23 protein-coding genes are annotated in these 23,438 nt (G+C 64.9%); 5 read left to right on the top strand and 18 right to left on the bottom strand.

Annotated features, from left to right (window positions below; all coding sequences use genetic code 11):
- Entirely contained in the window at positions 1 to 825 is an 825-nt protein-coding gene (locus LC062_RS02750) for an alpha/beta fold hydrolase (RefSeq protein WP_224909478.1), read from the bottom strand.
- Between the two features lie 299 nt (positions 826 to 1,124).
- Between LC062_RS02750 and dapA the strand changes: the two genes are divergently transcribed.
- Together dapA and smpB are read left to right on the top strand one after the other, a co-directional pair.
- Positions 1,125 to 2,003 carry a 4-hydroxy-tetrahydrodipicolinate synthase gene (gene dapA / locus LC062_RS02745; RefSeq protein ID WP_224909477.1) on the top strand — a complete coding sequence of 293 codons (879 nt, stop codon included), beginning with the start codon at positions 1,125 to 1,127 and terminating at the stop codon, positions 2,001 to 2,003.
- 50 nt (positions 2,004 to 2,053) lie between these two features.
- The gene (gene smpB, locus LC062_RS02740) at positions 2,054 to 2,533 is read left to right on the top strand and encodes an SsrA-binding protein SmpB (protein WP_224909476.1); all 480 of its coding nucleotides are present in this window, start codon (positions 2,054 to 2,056) and stop codon (positions 2,531 to 2,533) included.
- 110 nt (positions 2,534 to 2,643) lie between these two features.
- Here smpB and LC062_RS02735 read toward each other — a convergent pair whose 3' ends face one another.
- From LC062_RS02735 to rpoZ, 11 genes are all read right to left on the bottom strand, one after another.
- Positions 2,644 to 3,087, bottom strand: coding sequence for an acyl-CoA thioesterase (locus LC062_RS02735; RefSeq protein WP_224909475.1), 444 nt, complete (start codon positions 3,085 to 3,087; stop codon positions 2,644 to 2,646).
- 40 nt (positions 3,088 to 3,127) lie between these two features.
- Entirely contained in the window at positions 3,128 to 5,377 is a 2,250-nt protein-coding gene (parC, locus tag LC062_RS02730; protein WP_224909474.1) for a DNA topoisomerase IV subunit A, read from the bottom strand.
- 120 nt (positions 5,378 to 5,497) lie between these two features.
- Entirely contained in the window at positions 5,498 to 6,244 is a 747-nt protein-coding gene (gene recO / locus LC062_RS02725) for a DNA repair protein RecO (protein WP_224909473.1), read from the bottom strand.
- An 83-nt stretch (positions 6,245 to 6,327) separates the two neighbouring features.
- Entirely contained in the window at positions 6,328 to 7,299 is a 972-nt protein-coding gene (gene era / locus LC062_RS02720; RefSeq protein ID WP_263625401.1) for a GTPase Era, read from the bottom strand.
- Positions 7,275 to 7,994, bottom strand: a complete 720-nt coding sequence (rnc, locus tag LC062_RS02715; protein ID WP_224909471.1) for a ribonuclease III — start codon at positions 7,992 to 7,994, stop codon at positions 7,275 to 7,277. The genes era and rnc overlap by 25 nt, the downstream gene beginning before the upstream one ends.
- Positions 7,995 to 8,027: 33 nt before the next feature.
- A complete protein-coding gene (gene lepB / locus LC062_RS02710) occupies positions 8,028 to 8,780 on the bottom strand; it encodes a signal peptidase I (RefSeq protein WP_224909470.1) in 753 nt (250 codons plus the stop codon).
- Positions 8,781 to 9,018: 238 nt separating this feature from the next.
- Complete coding sequence (gene acpS / locus LC062_RS02705) at positions 9,019 to 9,456, bottom strand: holo-ACP synthase (protein WP_224909469.1); 438 nt, start codon at positions 9,454 to 9,456, stop codon at positions 9,019 to 9,021.
- A gap of 3 nt (positions 9,457 to 9,459) precedes the next feature.
- Positions 9,460 to 10,215 carry a pyridoxine 5'-phosphate synthase gene (locus LC062_RS02700; RefSeq protein WP_224909468.1) on the bottom strand — a complete coding sequence of 252 codons (756 nt, stop codon included), beginning with the start codon at positions 10,213 to 10,215 and terminating at the stop codon, positions 9,460 to 9,462.
- An 89-nt stretch (positions 10,216 to 10,304) separates the two neighbouring features.
- On the bottom strand, positions 10,305 to 10,904 hold the full coding sequence (locus LC062_RS02695; protein WP_224909467.1) for a DUF2062 domain-containing protein: 600 nt from the start codon (positions 10,902 to 10,904) through the stop codon (positions 10,305 to 10,307).
- A gap of 93 nt (positions 10,905 to 10,997) precedes the next feature.
- Positions 10,998 to 13,211 (bottom strand): RelA/SpoT family protein, encoded by a 2,214-nt coding sequence (locus LC062_RS02690; protein WP_224909466.1) that lies wholly within the window; start codon positions 13,209 to 13,211, stop codon positions 10,998 to 11,000.
- 107 nt (positions 13,212 to 13,318) lie between these two features.
- Positions 13,319 to 13,720: a DNA-directed RNA polymerase subunit omega gene (rpoZ, locus tag LC062_RS02685; RefSeq protein WP_224909465.1), complete on the bottom strand. Its 402-nt coding sequence runs from the start codon at positions 13,718 to 13,720 to the stop codon at positions 13,319 to 13,321.
- 451 nt (positions 13,721 to 14,171) lie between these two features.
- Here rpoZ and LC062_RS02680 point away from each other — a divergent pair, with 451 nt between their 5' ends.
- Both LC062_RS02680 and LC062_RS02675 read left to right on the top strand, forming a co-directional pair.
- Complete coding sequence (locus LC062_RS02680; protein ID WP_181758385.1) at positions 14,172 to 14,759, top strand: LabA-like NYN domain-containing protein; 588 nt, start codon at positions 14,172 to 14,174, stop codon at positions 14,757 to 14,759.
- 13 nt (positions 14,760 to 14,772) lie between these two features.
- On the top strand, positions 14,773 to 15,417 hold the full coding sequence (locus LC062_RS02675) for a uracil-DNA glycosylase (RefSeq protein WP_224909464.1): 645 nt from the start codon (positions 14,773 to 14,775) through the stop codon (positions 15,415 to 15,417).
- A gap of 47 nt (positions 15,418 to 15,464) precedes the next feature.
- Here LC062_RS02675 and LC062_RS02670 read toward each other — a convergent pair whose 3' ends face one another.
- From LC062_RS02670 to LC062_RS02650, 5 genes are all read right to left on the bottom strand, one after another.
- The gene (locus LC062_RS02670; RefSeq protein ID WP_224909463.1) at positions 15,465 to 16,211 is read right to left on the bottom strand and encodes an arginyltransferase; all 747 of its coding nucleotides are present in this window, start codon (positions 16,209 to 16,211) and stop codon (positions 15,465 to 15,467) included.
- Between the two features lie 25 nt (positions 16,212 to 16,236).
- On the bottom strand, positions 16,237 to 18,081 hold the full coding sequence (locus tag LC062_RS02665) for an SLC13 family permease (protein ID WP_224909462.1): 1,845 nt from the start codon (positions 18,079 to 18,081) through the stop codon (positions 16,237 to 16,239).
- Between the two features lie 187 nt (positions 18,082 to 18,268).
- A complete protein-coding gene (locus LC062_RS02660) occupies positions 18,269 to 18,772 on the bottom strand; it encodes an RDD family protein (protein WP_224909461.1) in 504 nt (167 codons plus the stop codon).
- Positions 18,773 to 18,830: 58 nt separating this feature from the next.
- A complete protein-coding gene (locus LC062_RS02655; RefSeq protein ID WP_224909460.1) occupies positions 18,831 to 20,054 on the bottom strand; it encodes a threonine ammonia-lyase in 1,224 nt (407 codons plus the stop codon).
- A 42-nt stretch (positions 20,055 to 20,096) separates the two neighbouring features.
- Entirely contained in the window at positions 20,097 to 20,750 is a 654-nt protein-coding gene (locus LC062_RS02650) for a LysE family translocator (RefSeq protein ID WP_224909459.1), read from the bottom strand.
- A 94-nt stretch (positions 20,751 to 20,844) separates the two neighbouring features.
- Between LC062_RS02650 and LC062_RS02645 the strand changes: the two genes are divergently transcribed.
- A complete protein-coding gene (locus tag LC062_RS02645; RefSeq protein WP_224909458.1) occupies positions 20,845 to 22,230 on the top strand; it encodes an aminotransferase-like domain-containing protein in 1,386 nt (461 codons plus the stop codon).
- Here LC062_RS02645 and hemB read toward each other — a convergent pair.
- Positions 22,227 to 23,267 carry a porphobilinogen synthase gene (gene hemB, locus LC062_RS02640; RefSeq protein ID WP_224909457.1) on the bottom strand — a complete coding sequence of 347 codons (1,041 nt, stop codon included), beginning with the start codon at positions 23,265 to 23,267 and terminating at the stop codon, positions 22,227 to 22,229. The two genes, LC062_RS02645 and hemB, sit on opposite strands and share 4 nt — an antisense overlap.
- Positions 23,268 to 23,438: the final 171 nt, after the last annotated feature.

The following is a 23,438-nucleotide window of genomic DNA, read 5'->3' as shown; positions in this document are numbered from 1 at the left end:
TTAGGTGCAGCGGTCGGCGAAATCGGCGATCCGGGCAAGGGTTTCCGCATCCCACAGCAGCGGCGCGTGACCTTCATCGGGAATCGTCATGGCTTCCGCATTCGGATGCCGCCGCAGCATCTCGGCCAGGGTCGCCTCGGTGAGAATGTCCGAATGGGCGCCGCGCAGGATCAACAGGGGCACATCGCCCAGTTGGTCGTAGATCGGCCAGAGGTCGATGGGCGGGGCGTCTGGCTGAACCGCTTCCACCAGATTGTGGCGGAGTGCGGGATCGTAGTCGAGGGTGAGGCCGTTCGGTGTCTCACGGTAGAACTGATGCGCCAGCCGTCGCCAGCCTGCCGCATCGAGCGCGGGAAACTGCGCCTTGAGACTGCGCTCCAGACTGTCCGCCGCCGCTTGCCAGTCCTCGGCCCGCATGTTGGTGCCGATGGAAACCGCAATGCGCGCGAGCCCGTCCCGGTCGAGTTCCGGTCCCACGTCGTTGAGCACGATCCCGGCCACCCTGCCGGGGTGGCGGCAGGCCAGCAGCATGGCGTGAATGCCGCCGCGCGAGGTGCCGATGGCGATGAACCGGCCGGGGGCGAGGGCGGCAAGACCGGCGTCGATATCCTCCGCCTCGCGCTCCACCGAATAGTTGCGCCAGTCGCTGTCGCGATCCGAGGCGCCCCGGCCGCGGTAGTCCATCGCCAGGACGCGGTGGCCCCGCGCGCACAGATCCGCCGCGAGCGCTTCGAAGTCGCGCGCGTTGCGCGACAGGCCCGACAGGCAGAGAACGGGCAGGCGGGGATTGTCGGAGGGGGCAGGCGGCCAGGTCAGGGCGCTCAAGGTCAGCCCGTCTTCTGCCCGCCATCGGCGGCAAGGCGTTTCCTTCGCCTCTGGCCGAGGCGCGTCAACTGGTAGCATTGGGCGTTTCCTCACAACATTTTTACGTCATATTAGCGCTCCTGTTCGACGGATTGAAGCTTCGGTTGTGCGTGAAGCGCGGATGGCGCGTCGCGGTTGCCGGGATGTCGTAAAAACCGCCGGGGCAGCCGGTCAGTGTCGGTTGCTTCGCCCGCCTGTCACGATTATGGTGCGCCACCCACGAAGGGTTTGTTTGCACTGCACACTCCATGAGGACCATCATGTTCAAGGGATCCATCCCCGCGCTTGTCACACCGTTTCGCAATGGCGCGGTTGATGAGAAAGCGTTCCAGGAGTTTGTGGACTGGCAAATAAAAGAGGGCAGCCACGGGCTGGTTCCCGTGGGCACCACCGGTGAGAGCCCGACCCTGTCCCATGACGAGCACAAGCGCGTCATCGGCCTGTGCATCGAGGCGGCCGGCGGCCGCGTGCCGGTGATGGCCGGCGCGGGCTCGAACAACACCGCCGAGGCGATCGATTTCGCAACCCATGCGGAAAAGGCCGGTGCCGATGCGCTGCTGGTCGTCACGCCCTATTACAACAAGCCGAACCAGGCGGGCCTTTTGGCGCATTTCCGGGCCATTGACGCCGCCGTCGGATTGCCGATCTATATCTACAACATCCCCGGTCGGTCGGTGATCGACATGCAGCCGGAGACGATGGCCGAGCTGTTCCGCACCTGCCGCAACATCAAGGGCGTCAAGGATGCCACCGCCAACATGTCGCGGGCCAGCCGCCAGCGCGAGCTGTGCGGTCCGGAGTTCGTTCAGTTGTCCGGCGAGGACATCACGGCGCTTGGCTTCAACGCCCATGGTGGCCACGGATGCATCTCGGTGACGGCGAATGTGGCGCCGCGCCTGTGCTCCGATTTCCAGAAGGCAATGCTCGCCGGCGATTTCGCCACGGCGCTGACCTTGCAGGACCGGCTGGCGCCGCTGCACAACGCGCTGTTCATCGAGCCCAACCCGACTGGCGCGAAATACGCGCTGTCGCTGCTGGGCAAGCTGGAAAACGAGCTGCGCCTGCCGCTCGTTCCGGTATCCGACACAACGAAGGCCGCGATCCGCGATGCGATGACGCACGCCGGCCTGTTGAACTAGAAGGACGCGGCGGGGAGGGCCTTTCCGGCTGTCCCCGCGCACACGAGACCATGGCAAAGAAGAGCGCCGCCGACAGCAACCGCAAGGTGATCGCCGACAACCGCAAGGCCCGGTACAACTACGAGATCGAGGACACCTTCGAGGCAGGCATCGAGCTCAAGGGGACCGAGGTCAAGGCGCTGCGTCTGGGCAAGTCCAATATCGCCGAATCCTACGCCAGCAACGAGGGTGGGGAATTCTGGCTGATCAACTCCTACATTCCGGAGTATCTCCAGGCCAATCGCTTCAATCACGAGCCGCGCCGCAAGCGCAAGCTCTTGCTGCACAAGCGCGAAATGGCCAAGCTCGCGCTTGCCGTCCAGAAAGACGGCAAGACCATCGTTCCGTTGAAGCTCTACTTCAACAAGCGCGGGCGGGCGAAGCTGGAACTGGCGTTGGCGCGCGGCAAGAAGCTGCATGACAAGCGCGAGACCGAGCGCCGCCGCGACTGGGATCGCGAGAAGTCCCGACTGTTGAAAAGCGCTGGATAGCCTGTGGAAAAGTTCGGGATAAGTCTGTGACGTGTCCAGGTGCGATCCCGGTCATGGTCCGCAGGGTCGCCCCGGGAGCCGGTAGGCAGCCTCCTGATATCACATGATTTTCAGGGATGTTCCTGAATTGTTTCCAGTAGCCCGCGCCGGTCACCAATGATCGGCGTGGGCTGGCGCGTCTGTTTGTCCACCTGCACGTGGATAAATGTGCCCTGCGCGCTCGCCGTCTTGGCCTCGCCGCGAAACAGGGCGATCCGATAGCTGACCGAGGAGCGCCCCAGGCGGGTGACCTTGAGGCCGGCATGCACCACATCCGGAAAGACCAGCTCTGAGAAGTAGCTGCAGCGGGTGTCGACCACCAGGAACACCTCTGAGGAGGTGGCCGGGTCGAGCACACCGTTTTCGATCAGCCAGCCGTTTACCGCCGTATCGAAATAGCTGAGATACTCCACGTTGTTGACGTGGCCGTAGGTGTCCACGTCCATCCAGCGGGTGGGAATGGTGCGAAACACCTGAAAGGCGTCGCGGTGCAGAGGGGCGGCTTTTTCGCTCATGTCGGCAATGCCTTGAGGACTGGAGAGGGCCGGCCGGCCCCTAAAGGGTGCGCCGGCCGAACTTGTTGGTACGCGGGAAGCCGTTGGGCGGCAGGCGTCCCGCCTGCGCCCGGTCGCCGCGCCAGTCGGTCAACTCATCCAGCTTGCGGGTGAAGCTGCGGCCGGAGCTGTCGATCCAGGTGAGGCCCTCCTCGGCGGCAAACACGGTGATGTCGGAGACGCCGCCATCCCGGTAGCGCTGCAGGCGAACGCCGCGCCCGCGTGTCATCTCGCTGATCTGCGCCAGCGGGAACACCAGGAGCTTGCGATTGCGGCCGATGATGGCGACATGATCGCCCTCGGCGGCAACGCACAGGGCGGCCTCATGCGGCGCTGAAACGTTCAGCACCTGCTTGCCCTTGCGGGTGTTGGCGACAACGTCCTCTTCCTTGACGACAAACCCGCGCGCCTCGGTGGAGCTGACCAGCAGCCGGCGGTCGGGCTTGTGCACGAACACCTCGACCACGTCGCTGCCTTCCTCCATGTCGACCATCAGCCGGATCGGCTCGCCATGGCCGCGCCCGCCGGGCAGCTTGTCCGCTCCGAGGGTGAAGAATTTGCCGCTGGTGCTGAATACCAGCAGCTTGTCGGTGGTCTCCGCGTGAAGATGCAGCTTCAGCGCGTCGCCCTGCTTGAAGGAGACGGTGGTGAGGTCGCTCTGGTGACCCTTCAGCGCGCGGATCCAGCCCTTTTCGGACACGACGACGGTGATCGGCTCCTTCTCGATCATCGCCTGATGGATGTCGGACAGGTCGCGGTCGACCGCATCGGCGAAATCGGTGCGGCGCTTGCCGAGCTCGCTATCGGCGGGATAGGCCTTCGCCAGATCGGCGATCTGCTTGCTGATCCGGGTCCACTGGCGCGCTTCCGAGCCGAGCAGGGCGAGCAGGCCTTCCCGCTCCTTGGTGAGCTTGTCGTGTTCCTTGCGGATCTCCAGCTCTTCCAGCTTGCGCAAGGAGCGCAGACGCATGTTGAGGATCGCGTCGGCCTGCACCTCGGACAGGTCGAAGGCGGCCATCAGCGAGGTCTTGGCGTTGTCCTCCTCGCGGATGATGCGGATCACCTCATCGAGATTGAGATAGGCGATGAGGTAGCCGCCGAGCACCTCAAGCCGGTGCTCGATCTGGGCGAGCCGGTGGCTGGAGCGGCGAACCAGCACTTCCTTGCGATGGTCGAGCCATTCCCGCAGCACCTGCTTCACGCCCATCACCTTCGGCACCACGCCGCCGGACAGGACGTTCATATTGAGCGAGAAACGGTTCTCCAGATCGGTCAGCTTGAACAGCGATTCCATCAGCAAGGTGGCGTCGACATTCTTGCTGCGGGGCACCAGCACGACGCGCACATCCTCGGCGGATTCATCGCGAATATCATCGAGCAGGGGCAGCTTGCGGGCCTGCAACAGCTCGGCGATCTTCTCGATCAGCCGGGATTTCTGCACCTGATAGGGAATTTCGGTGACTACCACCTGCCAGGTGCCACGCCCCAGATCCTCAATCTCCCAGCGGGCGCGCACGCGGAAACTGCCGCGCCCGGTCTCGTAGGCTTCGAGCAGCGCGGCGTCGTTGCGCACCAGAAGCCCGCCGGTCGGGAAATCCGGGCCGAGGATGAACTGCAGCAGATCGGGCGTGTCCGCGTCCGGGTTCTTGATCAGATGCTGCGCGGCGGCGCAGATCTCGCCAATGTTGTGCGGCGGGATCGAGGTCGCCATGCCCACGGCAATGCCGGCTGCGCCATTGGCCAGAAGGTTGGGGAACCCGCCCGGCAACACCACCGGTTCCTTGTCGAGCCCATCGTAGGTTTCGCGGAAGTCGACCGCGTCCTCGTCGAGCCCGTCAAGGGTGCGCGCGGCAATATCGGTCAGCCGCGCCTCGGTGTAACGCATGGCGGCGGCGCTATCGCCGTCGATATTGCCGAAGTTGCCCTGGCCGTCGACCATCGGATAGCGCACGGCGAAATCCTGGGCGAGACGCACGAGCGCATCGTAGATCGCCTGGTCGCCGTGCGGATGGTATTTACCCATCACGTCACCAACGACGCGGGCGCATTTCTTGAAGCCGGCGCCGGGATCGAGCTTCAAAAGGCGCATGGCGTAAAGCAGGCGCCGATGCACCGGCTTCAGGCCGTCGCGCACATCCGGAAGCGCCCGGTGCATGATGGTCGAGAGCGCGTAGGCGAGGTACCGTTCCTCAAGCGCTTCGCGCAGGTTGATCGGCTCCACGCCGCCAGCCGGAATCAGATCTTTTCCCATGCCCCTTGGCTACAGTCATTCGCCGAATCGCGCAATGAAATGCGGCGGAAAATCCCGGAAATGCGCGCTTTTGCGGCTGCCCGAGCCGGTGGATCTCGCGTCAGGGACGATTGGGCGAAACTATGACGCGGCAAGCGCGCGCTTCACCGCCTCGACAAAGCCTTCCCGCGCGGGCGAGGCGTCAAGCGAGCGCGGCTCGTAGACGTAGCGATGCAGGAAATAGCCGGTGAGGGTAAAGGCATCCACGAGATCCGCGTGATCGGCCCGGCGCAGATCGGTGTCGCTGTCGCGGCCACGCAGGAACGCGGGCAGGGCGAGCAGGCGGCCCGCATAGGGGCGCCCGGCCTCGCGGCAGACGGCACGGCCGGATTTCGGAGAAACGTAGATGAGGTCGGTGGCGGTTCCTGTCGCCGCGCATTCGCTGAGATCGAGACCGAAGCCCAGGTCGGCCAGAAGCTGCAGTTCGAAATGAACCATCAGCGGCCCGGCGAGCTGCGGCGCGTTGAGATGCTGCAGCAGGGTCTCCAGCCCGTCGAACAGTTGCGGATGCGGGTCGCGCTCTGGCAGGAGATGCAGCAGCGCGGCAAGGGTCTGGATGCCGTAGACCCCGGTCGGCGAGGTCATCAGGCTGGCCGCGCGCATCACCTGCGGCTCGACGGTGAAGGTGCCGAGCTGATCGTCGATCCTGGCCCGCCAGACCAGCCCGACTTCGTTGCCCGGCTGCAGGGCCGCCTGCATCTTGCGGCTGCGCCCGCCGCGCACCACCCCGAGGTGACGGCCGCGGTCGCGGGTCATCACCTCCAGGATGACGCTGGTCTCGCCCAGCTTGCGCGTGGCGAGGATGATGCCTTCACCGGTCCACTGCATGTCGTCCTGCTGTCGCCGTACGTCTGGCCGTCAGCGCCATCACGGGAGCCGGAATAGGGGCACCCGCGTTCCGCCGCGCCGTGTCAGCGGGGGAATTCGAGCCCCATCTCCCGGTAGCGTTCCGGATCGTCGGCCCAGTTCTCCCGCACCTTGACGAACAGGAACAGATGCACTTTCTGCTCCAGCGCATCGGCGATCTCAAGCCGGGCCGCCTGGGAAATCGCCTTGATCGTCTTGCCACCCTGGCCGAGGACGATCATCTTCTGGCTGTCGCGCTCCACGTAGATCGTCTGCTCGATGCGCACCGATCCGTCCTTGCGCTCCTGCCAGCTTTCCGTCTCCACCGTGGAGATATAGGGCAGCTCCTCATGCAGGCGCAGGAACAGCTTCTCCCGGGTGATCTCGGCGGCGAGCATTCGCATCGGCAGATCGGACGCCTGGTCTTCCGGGTAGAGCCACGGGCTCTCAGGGACGACGGCGCCCAGGTGCTCCATCACCTTGTCGAGGCCATGGCCCTTGGCCGCCGAGACCATGAAGGTCTCGTCGAAGGCGACTTTCGCATTGGCCGCCTGCGCCAGCTCCAGCAGCTTTTCGCGCGGGGTGATGTCGATCTTGTTGAGGATCAGGATCTTCGGCAGCTTGACGTCGGCCAGACGGTCGAGAATGCCTTCCACCTGCTCGTCGATCCCCTTCTTGGCATCGATCAGCAGCGCCACCACATCGGCTTCGCGCGCACCGCCCCAGGCGGTGTCGACCATCGCCCGGTCGAGGCGGCGGCGCGGCCGGAAGATGCCCGGTGTGTCGATGAAGATCACCTGGGAGTTGCCGCGCATGGCAATGCCGCGCACAAGCGTGCGGGTGGTCTGCACCTTGTGGGTGACGATGGAAACCTTGAGCCCGACCAGTGCGTTGAGCAGGGTGGATTTGCCGGCATTGGGGGCGCCGATCAGCGCGACAAAGCCGGCGCGGGTGGCGGCGCTGTCACCAGCGGGGGAGCCCTGTGCCGGTGCGCCGGTCTCGGGAGTATCGGTCACGTGTCTTTCGTCTCCGTCCATAGCCCTTCGCGCGTCAGCGCGGCTTCGGCAGCTTTCTGTTCGGCGATCCGTTTCGAGCCGCCCCGGCCGAAGGCCGGATCGTACCCGTCTATATCGACCCGCACGACGAAGATCGGCGCGTGGTCGGGACCGCTGCGTTCTGTTTCGCGATAAAGGGGCGCCGGCTTTCCAAGCCCTTGCGCCCATTCCTGGAGCATGGTCTTGGCATCGCGCAACGGTCCCTTGTAGTTGGTCATGCGCGGACGCCAGTGCCGCTCGATCAGATCTTGCGCCGCTTTCAGGCCGCCGTCCAGATAAACGGCGGCAATCACCGCCTCGCAGACATCGGCAAGGATCGCGGTCTTCTTGCGCCCGCCCGCCTGGGCTTCGCTGCCACCGAAGACGATGGCCTCGCCGAGTTTCAGGTCGCGGGCGACGTCGGCGCAGGTCTCGCGGCGCACAAGCTGGTTGAGCCGGCGTGCCAACTCGCCTTCCTCTGCCTGAGGAAAGGCATGGTGCAGCATGGTGGCCACCGCCAGTCCAAGGACCCGGTCGCCGAGAAACTCAAGCCGTTGATAGCTGGTTTCCGAGGCGCCGCCGCGCGCGGTCGCACTGCCATGGGTGAGGGCGCGTGTCAGCAAATCACCCTGCTTGAAGCGATGGCCAATGCGCTGTTCGAGCGCCCGTTCGGCCGCCCGTTTCTGTTCGCCCGTCATGTCCTGCCGTCCAGTCCGTTGTGCAAGGGATGCTCAGAGCATCCGGAAGATCCGGCTGCCGCGCACCGTCCACGGCCATTTCCAGAACATCCAGGCCGAGGCCTGCTCGTCCACGGAGAAGAACAGCATCTCCGCCCGGCCCACGAAATTCTCGAACGGCACGTAGCCGACCGCCGAGAGCACGCGGCTGTCGGTGGAATTGTCGCGGTTGTCGCCCATCATGAAGTAGTGGCCCGGCGGCACCTTGTAGACCCGGGTGTTGTCCCAGGTGCCGCGCGGCGTCAGGTCCAGCGTGTCGTAGCTGACGCCGTTCGGTAGGGTCTCGCGATAGCGCGCGACCCGGCGCACGCTGCCAAACGGATCGGTGGAGATGAAATCGTCGATCCGCTCGCGCGGCACCGCGGTGCCGTTGATGTGCAGCACGCCGTCGATCATCTGGATTTCATCGCCCGGCAGGCCGATCACCCGCTTGATGTAGTCGGTCGAGTTGTCGCGCGGCAGCTTGAACACCGCGATATCGCCCCGCTTCGGCTCCGACGCCCAGATGCGGCCCTCGATCGGCAGAAGGCCGTAGGGCACCGAATACCGGGAGTAGCCGTAGCTGTATTTGGAGACGAACAGATAGTCGCCGATCAGCAGCGTGTCCATCATCGACCCTGAGGGGATGTTGAATGGCTGGAACAGCAGCGTCCGCACGATCAGGGCAAGGATCAGGGCCTGTGCAAGCACCTTGGCGGTATCGTAGAGGCCACCGTCTTTGCTCTTTTTTTCCTCAGACACGCTCATCTCTCTCTTCAGGAGCCCTTGCCGGTCAGGGACGATGCGTCGAACCTCGCCGGGATCATCTTATGGCACCGCTTGCCGTCGTCTGGCCTTGCGTGTTGGGCGCGAGACCGGATCACGGCACGATTGGAAAAAGCCGGGTTCAAGCATGGGGAGACATGTTCGAACAACCAGCCGCCAAAGGCTTGTACCGGCTCGCATGTCCGGGCGCAACGCAAAGACGCCGCCTCCGCCGTCCTTCTCAATCGGTGGAGGTGAGGGGGCGGGGCAGGTCCGGCCAGTCGGCGGGCCACGCGCTGATGACCACGAAGGCCTGTGCCAGCGGCGGATCGTCGGTGATGGTCAGGTCGATCCGGGCACGAAAGCCAGCCGGCAGCAGGCTGTCGAGCCGGGCGGCGGCGGAGCCGGTCAGATGCAGTGTCGGCTGGCCGGAAGGAAGGTTGATGACCCCCATCTCTCGCCAGTTGATGCCCATGCGGATGCCGGTGCCAAGCGCCTTCGAGCAGGCCTCCTTGGCCGCGAACCGCTTGGCATAGGAGGCCGCGCGCAGCCGCTTGCGGTCGGATCGGGCGCGCTCTTCCTCGGTGAAGACGCGTTGGACGAACCGCTCGCCGAAGCGGTCGAGGGTCTTCTCGATCCGCCTGATGTCGATCAGGTCCGTTCCAATTCCGACGATCATCTGTCAGCGCGCTCCCTTGCGGCTATCATCCATGCGCCGGCGCATTTCGGCAATGGCGGCCTCGAGACCGGTGAAAATTGCCTCGCCGATCAGGAAATGGCCGATGTTCAGCTCGGCGAACTCGGGGATCGCGGCAATCGGTCCGACGGTGTCGAAGGTCAGGCCGTGACCGGCATGCACCTCAAGGCCGATGGCGGCGCCATGACGGGCAGCAGTGCGAATGCGCTCCAGCTCGCGCGCGGCGCCGTCCGTGTCCCCTTCCAGGGAGAGGTCGCAGTAGCGCCCGGTGTGCAGCTCCACCACCTGCGCGCCAAGCGCGGTGGCGGCATCGAGCTGGGCGGGGTCGGCCTCGACGAAGAGCGAGACGCGAATGTCCGCCTCCACCAGCCTGGTGACGATCGGCAGGAGATGGGTGTGGCCGCCGATGGCGTCCAGCCCGCCCTCGGTCGTGCGCTCCTCGCGCTTTTCCGGAACGAGGCAGGCGGCATGGGGGCGGGTGCGCAGGGCAATTGCCAGCATTTCGTCGGTCGCGGCCATCTCGAAATTGAGCGGCAAGGCGACGTCGGCCCGCAGGCGCTCGATATCCGCATCGAGAATGTGCCGCCGGTCTTCCCGCAGATGCGCGGTGATCCCGTCGGCCCCGGCGGAGGCCGCCAGCTTTGCCGCGCGCACCGGATCGGGCGCGGCTCCGCCACGCGCATTGCGAACGGTGGCGACGTGATCGATGTTCACGCCGAGACGCAGGCGTTGGGTCGTCATGCGGGAAGCTCCTGTCAAGGCAGTTGGCGGGCGATCGTCAATGAGGGGCGTGTCCGGCGGGCCGGGGTGCGGCGGAGTGGAACGAAGGATCAGGCCGCCGACGAATCCACGCCGCCACGCCCGTTGTCCGGGGACGAGCCACGCCGGGCGGAAAGCCGCTGGCGCCGTGCACGCTGATAGGTCCGGACGCTGTAGTAGACCAGAAAATAGAAGAGCCCCGCAACCGCCAAGCCGATGGGCAAGGCGCCGACCAGCATCGGCTTGAGGAGCGGCAGCAGCGTGTCGAGAGAGGATTGCAGGAGGCCGCCGCCCATATGCGCGCCCATGTGGCCACCAGAGACCGTGCGTGCCTCGCCGTAGAGCAGCAGCGAACCGACCTTGTAGGTGGACGCCCAGATAAACGGGAAGGTCAGCGGGTTGCCGATCGAGGTGCCGAGCGCTGCGGCGAGCATGTTGCCGCCAATCAGAAAGGCGATGGCGAAGCTGAGCAGGAAATGCAGTCCGACGAACGGGGTGATGGAGGCAAACGCCCCGGCGGCGAAACCGAGCGCGATGGCGTTCGGACTGGCGGTCAGTCGAAGCACCCGCTTGGAGAAATAACGGGCCGACCGGGCCCAGCTGTGGCGCGGCCAGACCGCGACCCGCAGGCGTTCCAGGTGGTTGGGCTTGTCACGGCGTTTGAACAGCATGTCTTATCGCTTCATGGCGGCATGTGGCGAAACGCGCGCTGCTGCCCCTGGAGGTTCGCTTCGGAAGGCTGTGGCCGGTGCTCCTTCGTGACCCTAGCCGATTTCGCGTTGCACGTTGGACACGTTGGTTTTTGCTCTTAGCTGGTTGATGATTCGTGTCAGGTGCTTCAGATCCCATACCTCGAGATCGATGATCATTTCGTGAAAATCGGCGGCCCGGCGCACCATCTTCAGATTGTCGATGTTGCCGTCCAGGTCGGCGATCGTCGCGGCAATGGCCGCCAGGGATCCCGGTTCGTTCAGCGCCGAAACGGCAATGCGCGCGGGGAAGCGGTCATGCTGGTCGCCTGACATATCCCAGCGCACATCGAGCCAGCGCTCGGGCTCTTCCTCGAACGCCTGCAGCGCGGGCGACTGTATGGGATAGATGGTGACGCCGACGCCCGGTGTCAAAATGCCGACGATCCGGTCACCGGGCACCGCGCCGCCTTCGGGCGCGAAGGAGATGGGAAGATTGCCGGTCAGGCCGGTGATCGGCAGGGAATGCGCGCCGCCGGTCGCGCTCTCCGCATCGGGAATGCGGAACTTCATGCCGCTGCCCGGCTCCAGGTCGAACCAGCCGTCCTCCGCTTCCGTCGGGACGGTTCCGAGCCGGTCGTCGCGGAAATCGGGATAGACCGCGTGAACCACGTCATGGGCGCGAATGTCGCCGCGCCCCACCGCCGCCAGCAGGTCGGCGAGATTGGAATGGCCGAGTTGAACGAGCACGCCGGCCAGCCGGTCGTCGGTCAGGGTGTGGCCCGCGCGCAGGAACGCCCGTTCAAGGATGTGCCGGCCGAGAGAGCCATATTGCTGGCGGGCCGATTCTCGCGTCGCCCGGCGAATGGCCGCCCGCGCCTTGCCGGTGACGGCCAGGGATTCCCACGCCGGGGGCGGGGTCTGCGCCTGGCTGCGGACGATGTCGACCTCGTCGCCGTTCCGAAGTTCCGTCACCAGAGGCATGATCTGGCCGTTGATCTTGGCGCCGACACAGGTGTTGCCGATATCCGTGTGCACCGCATAGGCGAAATCGATCGGCGTGGCCCCGCGCGGCAGGGCGATCAGCCGCCCCTTGGGGGTGAAGCAGAACACCTGGTCGTGGAACAATTCCAGCTTGGTGTTCTCCAGGAACTCTTCCGGCGTGTCCCCTTGCGCAAGCAGCTCGATGGTCCGGCGCAGCCATTCATAGGCGCGGCTTTCGTCGTTCAGCTTGGCGATGTTGCGCCCGCCCAACTCACCGTCCTTGTACAGCGCATGGGCGGCGATGCCGTATTCGGCGACCCGCTCCATGGCGCTGGTGCGAATCTGCAGCTCCACCCGCTGCCGGCTGGGGCCGACCACGGTGGTGTGGATCGAGCGGTAATCGTTCTGCTTCGGGGTCGAAAGATAGTCCTTGAAGCGCCCGGGAACCGTCGGCCAGGTGGTGTGCACCACTCCGAGCACCCGGTAACAGGCCTCCACCGTGCCGACGATGACGCGGAAGCCGTAGATATCCGACAATTGCTCGAAGGCGATCGACTTCGACTGCATCTTGCGGAAGATCGAGTAGGGGCGCTTTTCGCGGCCGCGCACGACGGCGGCAATCCCGCGCTCCTCCAGACGTTCCGTCAGGTCCGCTTCAATGTCGGTGATCAGGCTTTCGTTGCGCTGCTCCAGCGCCGCCAGCCGCTCGGTAATGGTCTCGTAGGCGTCCGGGTTGAGGGTCCTGAAGGCAATGTCCTCCAGCTCCTCGCGCATGTCATGCATCCCCATGCGACCGGCGAGCGGCGCATAGATCTCCATGGTTTCCTCGGCAATGCGCCCGCGCTTGTGCTCCGGCATGTGGTGCAGCGTGCGCATGTTGTGCAGCCGGTCGGCCAGCTTGACCAGGAGCACCCGCACGTCGTCGGCAATTGCCAGCAGCAGCTTGCGGAAATTCTCGGCCTGCTTCGCGCGTTTCGACACCAGATCGAGGCGCTTGATCTTGGTCAGGCCATCGACCAGCTTGCCGATCTCCGGCCCGAACAGCCGGTCGATCTCGTCGCGAGTCGCTGAGGTGTCCTCGATCGTGTCATGCAGCAGGGCGACGGCGATGGTGGCGTCGTCCAGGCGCAGATTGGTGAGAATCGCAGCGACTTCAAGCGGATGGGAGAAGAACGGATCGCCGGAAGCGCGCGTCTGGCTGCCGTGCTTCTGCATGGCATAGACATAGGCCTTGTTCAGCAAGGCCTCATCGGCATTCGGATTGAAACGCTGGACCCGTTCGACAAGTTCATATTGCCGCATCATTGCGGAGACGCCTCACAACGCCAGACCGTCCGGCTGGACCGGACGGCACTGAAATAAAGATGCGGATCCGCCTGAGGTGGCCCTCTGGCCGGCGTTGCCGCCTGGCGTCAGATATCGTCCTTGCGCTCCGGCGGGACAAGTCCCTCAAGCCCGCGCAGCAGATCTTCTTCTGACATCCGGTCGAATTCAACGGCACTGTCATCAACGCTGTTGACTTCGGTGCCGCCTCGCGCGCCGGCATTCGGCACCAGTGGCACGGCCTCGGTCTCCGGCTCGTCCACCTCGACGTATTTTTGCAGCGAATGGATCAGATCTTCCTTGAGATCCTCCGGGCTGACGGTTTCCTCGGCGACCTCGCGCAGGGCAACGACAGGGTTCTTGTCGTTGTCGCGATCCACGGTCAAAGGCGAGCCGCTGGAAATCATCCGCGCCCGATGGCTCGCCAGCAGAACCAGCTCGAAGCGATTCTCGACTTTGTCGATGCAATCTTCGACGGTCACGCGCGCCATGCATTTTCTCCGTTGCAGTATGGGAAGCAAGGCGCGACACATAGAGGGTTGGCGACCAGAACGCAACCCGAAACACAAGAATTGCGGGTCGGCCGAGGGTTAAGTATTTTTGGTCTGCGTTGTGTATTGTCATGAAACGGGCGGAAAACCTACCGGAAGGTCTGTTGCCGTTGCCGGGCGAAATGGTGTAGGTGAATTTCATAAACAGGCATGCCGAAACGGCTGTTTGACAAAAAGGACAGGCTCCGCGCAGGGGCGGTTCCATGGTCACGGGAAAACCGGGCAGTGATCCGGGCAGTCAAGTCGATCCGAATACGGTGAACGCGAACGCATTTCTTTGTCCTCTCGTGAAGGCGAATTCACGCGCAAGGATCGCTCTCGCATTTTATAATGGCAAAATATCCGTAGGGCTGGCGACTTTCTGCATTAATAAAGAAAGGCATTACACGTGATGTTCGACCCCAGAGAAAAGGTGGCCTTGTTTATCGATGGTGCGAATTTGTACTCCACCGCGAAGACAATCGGCTTCGATATCGATTACAAGCGGCTTCTTCAGGAATTTCAGTCGAAGGGGTATCTTCTGCGGGCGTACTATTATACGGCATTGATTGAAGATCAGGAATACTCCTCAATTCGCCCGCTGATCGATTGGCTCGACTACAACGGTTACAAGGTCGTGACCAAGCCGGTAAAGGAATTCGTTGATTCCAGTGGTCGGCGCAAGGTCAAGGGCAACATGGATATCGAACTGGCCGTCGATGCCATGGAACTGGTCGATCAGGTCGACCATATCGTCTTGTTCTCCGGCGATGGCGATTTCCGGTCGCTGGTCGAGGCATTGCAGCGCAAGGGCCGCAAGGTCAGCGTCGTCTCTACTCTGCAGACCCAGCCGCCGATGATCGCCGACGATCTGCGCCGGCAGGCCGATCACTTCATTGACCTCGCCACACTGGCCAAGAAGGTCGGACGCGATCCGGCGGAACGGCCCGCCCGTGTTGTCGAGCGTGCGCCGCGCGACGATGAGGACGAGGACTACTGATCTGTCGGACGCAATGACGCATCCTCTCGATCCCGATCGCGACTGCCCGCTCTGCCCGCGGTTGGTCGCGTTTCGCGCGTTGCATCGTGAGCGCTCGCCGGACTGGCATAACAGTCCGGTGCCAACCTGGACCGGGGCGACGCCCCGGTTGCTGGTGGTCGGGCTGGCGCCTGGCCTGCGCGGTGCCAATCGCACCGGGCGGCCGTTTACCGGGGATTATGCAGGCGATCTGCTCTACGAGACGATGATCGATTTCGGCTTCGCGCGGGGAACCTATGACGCGCGGCCCGATGACGGTCTGGAGCTTGTTGGCGCGGCGATCACCAATGCGGTGCGCTGCGTGCCGCCGGAGAACAAGCCGGTCGGAGCGGAGATTCGCGCCTGCCTGCCGTTTCTGACGGCCACCCTGACCCGCACGGAAAGTCTCGTCGCGGTGCTGGCTCTGGGGCGCATTGCCCATGATGCGGTGATGTCCGCCTATGGGGTGCGCAAGGCGAGCCATCCCTTCGGCCATGCGGCCCGGCATGCGATTCCCGGCCGGCCGGTGCTGTTCGACAGCTATCATTGCTCGCGCTACAACACCAACACGGGCCGGCTGACCCGTGACATGTTCCGCGATGTCTTCACGCTGATCCGTGCCGAGGTCGACGCCGCCTGACCAGGGCTCGCTCTGGGGAGAATTGTCTGGGGCGGGCGGTGTTCGCCTCAGGTGGCGGGGAGCCAGCCATCCGGCCCCAGATGCTCCTGCGGTTGGAACCGTGCCTTGTAATCCATCTTCGGCGAGCCATTGACCCAGTAGCCCAGATAGACATAGGGCAGGCCCAGCGCGCGCGCGCGCTCGACATGATCGAGAATGAGATGGGTGCCGAGACTGCGCGAGGGCGCGTTTGGCTCGAAGTAGGAATAAACCATCGACAATCCATCGCTGAGCAGGTCCGTGAGAGCGACGCCGAGCAGCGGCCCTTCACCGGTTCCCGTCAGGAATGAGTCGGGCCCGCGCTGACGGTATTCGATCAGCATGGTCTCCACATGGGTATCCTCGATCATCATCGCATAGTCGAGAACGGTCATGTCCGACATGCCGCCCTCGGCGTGGCGGGCGTCGAGATAGCGACGGAACAGATCGTATTGCTGTGCGCTTGGCGCAGGCGTGGAGGTGGTGCCGATCAGGTCTGCATTGCGCCGCCATTGCCGCCGGAAGGAGCGGGTCCAGTGGAAGTCGTCGACCCGGACCCTTACCGAGACGCAGGCCTTGCAGCCCTCGCAGGCCGGGCGGTAAGCGATGTTCTGGCTGCGCCGAAACCCGCCTTGCGTGAGCACGTCGTTGAGCGCCTGGGCCCGGCTGCCGACCAGATGGGTGAAAACCTTGCGCTCCTGCTGGCCTTCCAGATACGGGCAGGGCGAGGGGGCGGTCAGGTAGAACTGCGGTGTGTCGGTCGGGTGCCGCGTCACGACAGTGATCTCCGGTCAGGATACGTCACAGCATATCGAAACCATAATACACCGGCGCCAGGAAAGTGAACGTCAGCCAGATCAAAATCGCAAGAGGTGTTCCGGCGATCAGGAAGTCGGAGAACCGGTAGTGGCCGGGACCCATGACGATCAGATTGGTCTGATATCCGATCGGTGTGGCGAAGGAGCAATTCGCGGCGAAGATCACGCAGGTGACGAAGGCCTCCACCGGCAGGCCGGTCTGGACCGCCATGTTGACGGCGATCGGCGTCAGCAGCACGGCGGTGGCGTTGTTCGACAAAAGGTTGGTCATCACCATGACGAGGAAGAACAGCGCCGACAGGATCATCATCGGCGGCTGCGCTTCCAGCGCACCGACCAGCAGATCGGCAATGGCGGTGGCGCCGCCTGTCGCTTCCAGCGCCGTTGCCGAGGCGATCGAGGCGCCGATCAGCATGAAAATGCGGCTGTCGACCGCGCGCAGCGCCTGGCGCACGTTGAGGCAGCCGGCGGCGATCATGGCGAAGGTGGCCGCCAGTGCGGCAGAGACGATGGGAACGACACCGGTGGCGATCACCGCCACCAGCAGGGTGAAGATCGCCAGCGCACGTGGCGCCAGCCGCCGTGGAGGGACCTCCGCCGTCGACCAGTCCAGCAGCAGGACGTCGTGATAGCGACGCAGTTTCTCGATATCGCTGGCGCCGCCTGCGATCAGCAGCACATCGCCGGGCTCCAGCCGGATCTCGGTCATCGCCATGCGCGGCATCCGCGAGCGCCGCTGCACCCCCATGATCACGCAGCTTGTCGCCGAGTGGAAGCCGCTCTGGGCGATGGTGCGCCCGCTGAGCCGCGACGCAGGCGCGACCATGGCCTCGGTCAGGGTGAGCGAGCGCTGGGAGGGCGCCGGTTCGGTATCGTCCGTCTCGTTGCCTTCCGTGCCCATCAGGGGATTGCGGCGGGCCAGCGCCGAGGTCAGGGCCGAACGGGTGGCGGCGACGATCACCGTGTCGCCGACCGACAGGGTGACGTTTTCGAAGGGCGGTAGAATCGGCCGCTCGCCGCGCTGTACCAGACGCACGGTCATGTCCTTCAGCGGCGGAAACAACCCGGCCACCGCCTCCACCCCTTCGAGCGGATGACCGGCGGTAATGGAGATCTGGGCGATGAATTGCTTGCCGGAGGAAGATTGCAGCTCATCGGCCATGGTCCGACGCGCGCGAAGCAGCAGCGGCATGACGAAGATGACGTAAAGGCCGCCGACGACGGCAAGGATGGCACCAAGTCCGGTGAAGCTGAAGAAGCCGAGGCGGACATCGCTTGACCGCGCCGCGACATCGGCGACCAGAAGGTTGGTGGAGGAACCGATCAGCGTGGTCATGCCGCCAAGAATGGCGATGAAGGACAGCGGCATCAGTAGCCGCGAGGCCGATTTTCCTTGCGCGGCGGCGACCGCGGACAGGATCGGCAGGAACATCACCACCACGGGCGTGTTGTTGAGAAAGCCGCTGGTCACCGCAACGGTGGCGAGGATGGCACCGGCGGCGACAAACGGATAGCGCCGGGTGGCCTTGACCATCAGCTTCGCCGGTTTGTCGAGCGCGTCGGTCTGGAACAGCGCCTGACCGATGATCAACAGACAGATGACGGTGATCAGGGCCGGATTGGCGAAGCCGGCAAGCAGATCCGCCGGACCGATGGTGGGCGCGGGCTGGCCATTGGAGGCCGCCCAAGGAAACGAGAAGATCGCCAGAAGCGCCACGACCGAGCCAAGCGCGATGAATTCAAGCGTGAACCGGTCGATGGCATAGAGCACGATGGTGACAACAATCACCAGCAGCGTGAGAAGCATCGGCAGGTCGGCTGGCGTCATGCGGTCGGCCCACATCCTTTTGCTGGCTGGCCGGCACGGCAGCACGGCACGAAATCGAACTCCCCTTTTCTAGAGCAGTTTGATGAAAAGTGGAAACCGGTTTTCCACGCGAAACCGCATGAAAGCAAACGGATAGCCGAAAGTCATACAGCCCGCATGCGCTGTGCGGGATTGGCGTATCGTCGCGTCAGTGCCGGCCGGAATCGCGATAGGTGACCGCGCTGTTGATCACCACCGTTCCCAGAATGAGATCATGCAGGAGTTGCTTGCGCGGGGTGAAGAGGCACACCGCCAGCACCAGGGGGGTCAGCAGCGTGACGGAGAACCAGTAGAGCAGCGTATGCATCGCGCCGATCAGTGCATCGGGGCGCCCGCCGTTCCACATGCGCAGCTCCAGCCCGGCCGAGCGCATGCCGATGGTCGCCGAGCGCGGCCCGCCAAGGGTGATGGCGGCATAGACCAGCGCCACCACCTGCCACAGAATGGGATAAATGAACCAGCCGAGCCCGAAGGTGAACAGGCCGAGCAGCAAGACCAGGAAGCCGGCGCCGAGGCAGAGCGCGCCGACCACCACCACATCGAGCAGGAAGGCAAGGGCGCGCCGGGTGCGCACATCCTGATAATAGGCTGCCGACCCGAGGGGATCGCCGCCGGATGCGGCGGGACTGGTGACTGTGGGGTCGGGTTGCATGGGCAGTTGGGCTCCGGTGATGACTCTCATTCCCTAGATAAGGAGCGGACGCCTTGATTCAAAGGCGGGACTCGCCAAGATCCAGCGGTTTGACCTTGTGGCCGTGCTCTTCCAGGGCCGCGATGATCCGGTCCGCGTGAGCCCGGTCATGGGTTTCCATGGTGACGTCAAGGGTTGTGCCCTTGGCCGGAACGTTCAGGAACAGCCGGTGGTGCGACACTTCCAGGATGTTGCCGCCAAGCGTGCCGACAAGGCTGGAAATCTCGCCAAGGACACCCGGGCGGTCCTGGGTGGCGATGCGGATCGCCAGCATCCGCCCCTCGCGCGCCAGCGCCCGCACCATGATCGAGGAAAGAAGGCGCGGGTCGATGTTGCCGCCGCACATCACCAGGCCGACCCGGCGGCCGGCGAACCGCTCAGGCGTGGTCAGGACGGCGGCGAGCCCCGCCGCGCCCGCGCCTTCCGCCATGGTCTTTTGCCGGGTGAGATAGGCGTTGACCGCTTGTTCAATGGCGTCCTCGCTGACGAGCAGGATGTCATCCACCGTGTCGCGGGCGATCTTCTGGGTCAGGACGCCGACATTCTTCACCGCGATGCCCTCGGCCAGCGTCGCGCCGCCGCAGGTCGCCTGCTCACCGCGCAGGGCCGCCAGCATCGAGGGGTAAAGCTCAGGTTCCACGCCGACGATCTCGATGTCCGGCTTCAGCGCCTTGGCTGCGGTCGCCATGCCGGCGATCAACCCGCCGCCGCCGATCGGCACGACGAGACAGTCAAGGTCCGGCTGTGCCTCCAGCATCTCCAGCGCGATGGTGCCCTGTCCGCAGATGATCGCCGGATCGTCGTAAGGATGGACCCAGACGAGTCCGTGTTCTTCCGCTCGGCGCTCCGCCTCGGCCTGCGCATCGGCGAGCATTTCGCCGGCCAGCACCACCTGCGCGCCGTAGCTGCGGGTGGCGGCGACCTTCACGAAGGGCGTCGGTTCGGGCATGACGATGGTGGCCGGAATGCCGAGCCGCCGCGCGTGATAGGCGACCGCCTGGGCATGGTTGCCGGCGGACATGGCGATCACCCCGCGCGCCCGTTCGTCCTCGCTCAAGGTAAGTAGCTTGACGAGGGCGCCGCGCTCCTTGAAGGCATTGGTGACCTGCAGGTTCTCGTATTTGACGCGGATGTCCGCGCCGGTGAGCTGCGACAGCTTGGGCGCGGGCAGGCAGGGCGTTTGCATCACCGCGCCGGCGATTGACCGGGCCGCGTCCTGGATGGATTGAAGCGTTACCTGCATTTGCGCCACCGGGCCTGTGTCATGGGATCCCAGTTTGTGCCTCTATCCGGGGATCATTTGCAAGCTCGTGATGGTCGAGCCGACCATCAGCGCGGCCAGCGCGACGTTGAGCCCGCGCAGGATGCGCCCGTCGCCCGTGCTCGCCCGCATCAGGCTGCCACCACACAGCCAGAGGCTGTTGAGGGTGATGCCCAGGAGGCAGAAGGTCACGGAGACCACCAGTGCATCGGCGAGGAACCGGTTCGGCGCGACGAACTGGGAAAGCGCGGCGACCTGTATGGCATAGGCCTTGGGGTTGAGCGGATGCACCCAGAAGCCGCGCCAGAACCCTGGTGCCGCACCTGCCTTCATTGTCTTCGGTCGCGCCCGGACAATGAGCCAGGCGAGGTACAATATATACCCCATGCATGCCCAGCGCAGGATCTGGAACACCGCCGGAGCGCTTTGCAGCAGAGCGAACAGCCCAAGGGCGTTCAGCCAGAAGATCAGTTGGAAGCCGCCCGTGGTTCCCAGCATGAAGGGCAGGACGGGGCGCACGCCAAAGGCGAGCCCGTTGGCCACCAGAGCCATGTTGGCCGGACCGGGCGAGCCGACCATCGCCACGATGAACCCGGCAAGCAGAGCGAATTGCGTCAGCGGCATCAGCATCTGCGATGCGGCTGCGAGGTGTGAGGGCTGTGCGATCTCGGAAAGCATGGCGATCCTTGCGTGGCCGGTATGGCGTTGCGTTTCTGGCAAGGCATCGAAAGTCGATTGATATGTACCAAGTTACAATATTATTATTGTACTCATGACAATATTCCGGACCTTCGGCGCTCAGGACGGGCCACTGACCGCGCGGCGGATCGAGAGCTTCCTGCGTGGCCAGATCGAGGCGGGCGTCCTGTCCTCCGGGGCGAAGCTGCCGCCGATCCGCGAGAGCGCCTGGCAGATCGGCTGCGCGCCGGGAACCGTGGCGCGGGCCTATCGCGCGCTGGTGGTGGCGGGGCTCGCCCATGGCGAGGTTGGCCGCGGCACCTTCATTGGCAGCGGCGCGGGGGCCGATCCGTTTCCCATGCGCGCGCCGCCGCCCGAGGCGGTGGCGGATTTCAGCGTCAACAGCTTCCAGATGGAGGATGCAAGCGGTTTGCTCGCCGAGGCCCTGCACCGGAGCGCCGCGCGCGTCGCCTCCGGTGCGGTGTCGCTCTCCTATCAGGGGCTGGAGGGTTGCCGGGAGAACCGGGAGGCGGTGGTGCCGCTGATCTCGCGTTGGCGGTCTGGCGTGACAGCGGAGGATATCGTCGTTGCGAGCGGCGCGCAGTCCTTGCTGTCGGCGGCGTTCCTCGCTCTGCGGGATCCCGGGGGCGGTGTCGCCTGCGATGCCTTGACCTATCCCGGGGTGATTGCGGCGGCGGTGGCCACCGGCACGAAGCTCCACCCGGTGCGGATGGATGCGCAAGGCATGTGCCCGGAGGCGCTCGATGCCCTGTGCCGGAAGGTGCCGGTGTCGCAGGTGTTCCTGATGCCGGCGGTGCAGAACCCGACCGGCGGGGCCATGCCGGGCGCCCGCCGGTCTGCGCTGGCGGAGGTTGCGGCCCGGCATCGGCTCACCGTTCTGGAGGATCAGATCTACGGCTTTCTGGAGGAGCCTGGGCGGACAGGGTTTTCCGAGCTGATTCCGGAGCGGACACTGCTGGTGTTCAGCCTGTCGAAATGCGTCGCACCGGCCCTTCGGGTCGGCTATGCGGCTGGCCCGTCAGTGATGATCCGCCGGCTCGCCAGCGCGCAGAATGCCATGCAGATGATGGTGTCGCCGGTCCTGACCGACGCGGCGAACTGGATCCTTAGCCTGCCGACGTTTGAGGAAAGACTGGCGCGGCTGCGCGAGGGGGGGGCCCGCCGGGCGGCCTATGTGGCCGAACGGTTGCCAGGCTTGTCGCGCGATACCCTGGCAGGAGGGCTTGCCTGGCTTTCCGTGCCGGAGGGCTGGACCGAGGATGGCTTTTGCGCCGAGGCGGAGGCGCTCGGCGTGCGGGTCAGTCCGGGGCGGCTGTTTGCGGCCGACGCCCGCACCGCGCCGGGCGCGGTGCGTCTGTGCCTTGCCTCCGTGCCCGACGAGACCCGCTTTCGCGCGGCCATCGACCGCATCGCCGGGCTGTGTCAGCGGCCCGGAACGCGGTCGGAGTTCATCCCCTAGACGGCCTTTGCCAGCCGGCGGGCGACCTCGGGGGCGAAATAGGTGAGGATGCCGTCGGTGCCGGCGCGCTTGAAGGCGATCAGGCTTTCCATCATCGCCCGGTCCCGGTCGATCCAGCCGTTCTGGCCGGCGGCGCAGATCATGGCGTATTCGCCGGACACCTGATAGGCGTAGGTCGGCATCAGGAAGGTGTCCTTCACACGGCGGATGATGTCGAGATAGGGCATGCCCGGCTTGATCATCACCATGTCGGCGCCTTCCTCAAGATCGAGCTCGACTTCGCGCAACGCCTCGTCGCTGTTGGCCGGATCCATCTGGTAGGTGCGCTTGTCGCCGACCAGCGTGGTGTTGGTGCCGACCGCATCGCGGAACGGGCCGTAGAAGGCAGAGGCATATTTCGCCGCATAGGCCATCACCTGCACATCGCCATGGCCGGAGCGGTCGAGAGCGCCGCGAATCGCGCCGATACGTCCGTCCATCATGTCCGAGGGGGCGATCACGTCGGCGCCGGCATCCGCCTGCAACAGCGCCTGGCGGACAAGCTGTTCCACGGTCTCGTCGTTGAGGATGTCCTCACCCTGCATCAGCCCGTCATGGCCATGGCTGGTGTAGGGGTCGAGCGCCACATCGGTGATTATGCCGATCGGCAGGCCCTCCCGGGTGATCGCCCGGCAGGCGCGGCAGATGAGATTGTCCGGGTTGAGCGCCTCCGATCCGGTCTCGTCGCGCAAGGAGGGGTCGGTGTTGGGAAACAGCGCAATGGCCGGAATGCCGAGCTTCGCCGCTTCCTCGGCCTGCCGCACCACGCCATCGACGCTGAACCGCTGCACGCCGGGCATGGAGGGCACGTCCTCGGCAATGCCTTCGCCTTCGGTCAAAAACAGCGGCCAGATCAGGTCGTCGACCGTGAGGCTCACTTCGCGCACCAGCCGGCGCGACCAGTCGGTGCGCCGGTTGCGGCGCAGCCGGCGACCGCCAACGATGGAGCCGACATCGGCAGCAAGGCCGCCGGCGTAGGGACGATGAGGCGCGGTCATGTTGAGGAATCTCCAGTGTGTCGTCGAAAATCGCGTTTGTCCGGACACTATCCCATGCGCCTCTTCGCCGAAAGACTGAGAGGGTGCGATACAATGGCAAGATTGACGGCAGGTCAGGTGACCGGTACTCAAACCTAGGGTCCAGAGCCGCAAATGAGGCATTTCGAGCTC

Origin of the sequence: Stappia indica, from assembly GCF_020177335.1 — a bacterium.
Classification (GTDB): domain Bacteria; phylum Pseudomonadota; class Alphaproteobacteria; order Rhizobiales; family Stappiaceae; genus Stappia; species Stappia indica_B.
This window is presented reverse-complemented; position numbering and strand designations above follow the sequence as displayed.

Coding starts and splice junctions, on each gene's coding strand:
- dapA (WP_224909477.1), top strand. CDS start 1,125: ATGTTCAAGGGATCCATCCCCGCGCTTGTCACACCGTTTCGCAATGGC.
- smpB (WP_224909476.1), top strand. CDS start 2,054: ATGGCAAAGAAGAGCGCCGCCGACAGCAACCGCAAGGTGATCGCCGAC.
- LC062_RS02735 (WP_224909475.1), bottom strand. CDS start 3,087: ATGAGCGAAAAAGCCGCCCCTCTGCACCGCGACGCCTTTCAGGTGTTT.
- parC (WP_224909474.1), bottom strand. CDS start 5,377: ATGGGAAAAGATCTGATTCCGGCTGGCGGCGTGGAGCCGATCAACCTG.
- recO (WP_224909473.1), bottom strand. CDS start 6,244: ATGCAGTGGACCGGTGAAGGCATCATCCTCGCCACGCGCAAGCTGGGC.
- era (WP_263625401.1), bottom strand. CDS start 7,299: ATGGACGGAGACGAAAGACACGTGACCGATACTCCCGAGACCGGCGCA.
- rnc (WP_224909471.1), bottom strand. CDS start 7,994: ATGACGGGCGAACAGAAACGGGCGGCCGAACGGGCGCTCGAACAGCGC.
- lepB (WP_224909470.1), bottom strand. CDS start 8,780: ATGAGCGTGTCTGAGGAAAAAAAGAGCAAAGACGGTGGCCTCTACGAT.
- acpS (WP_224909469.1), bottom strand. CDS start 9,456: ATGATCGTCGGAATTGGAACGGACCTGATCGACATCAGGCGGATCGAG.
- LC062_RS02700 (WP_224909468.1), bottom strand. CDS start 10,215: ATGACGACCCAACGCCTGCGTCTCGGCGTGAACATCGATCACGTCGCC.
- LC062_RS02695 (WP_224909467.1), bottom strand. CDS start 10,904: ATGCTGTTCAAACGCCGTGACAAGCCCAACCACCTGGAACGCCTGCGG.
- LC062_RS02690 (WP_224909466.1), bottom strand. CDS start 13,211: ATGATGCGGCAATATGAACTTGTCGAACGGGTCCAGCGTTTCAATCCG.
- rpoZ (WP_224909465.1), bottom strand. CDS start 13,720: ATGGCGCGCGTGACCGTCGAAGATTGCATCGACAAAGTCGAGAATCGC.
- LC062_RS02680 (WP_181758385.1), top strand. CDS start 14,172: ATGTTCGACCCCAGAGAAAAGGTGGCCTTGTTTATCGATGGTGCGAAT.
- LC062_RS02675 (WP_224909464.1), top strand. CDS start 14,773: ATGACGCATCCTCTCGATCCCGATCGCGACTGCCCGCTCTGCCCGCGG.
- LC062_RS02665 (WP_224909462.1), bottom strand. CDS start 18,081: ATGACGCCAGCCGACCTGCCGATGCTTCTCACGCTGCTGGTGATTGTT.
- LC062_RS02660 (WP_224909461.1), bottom strand. CDS start 18,772: ATGCAACCCGACCCCACAGTCACCAGTCCCGCCGCATCCGGCGGCGAT.
- LC062_RS02655 (WP_224909460.1), bottom strand. CDS start 20,054: ATGCAGGTAACGCTTCAATCCATCCAGGACGCGGCCCGGTCAATCGCC.
- LC062_RS02650 (WP_224909459.1), bottom strand. CDS start 20,750: ATGCTTTCCGAGATCGCACAGCCCTCACACCTCGCAGCCGCATCGCAG.
- LC062_RS02645 (WP_224909458.1), top strand. CDS start 20,845: ATGACAATATTCCGGACCTTCGGCGCTCAGGACGGGCCACTGACCGCG.
- hemB (WP_224909457.1), bottom strand. CDS start 23,267: ATGACCGCGCCTCATCGTCCCTACGCCGGCGGCCTTGCTGCCGATGTC.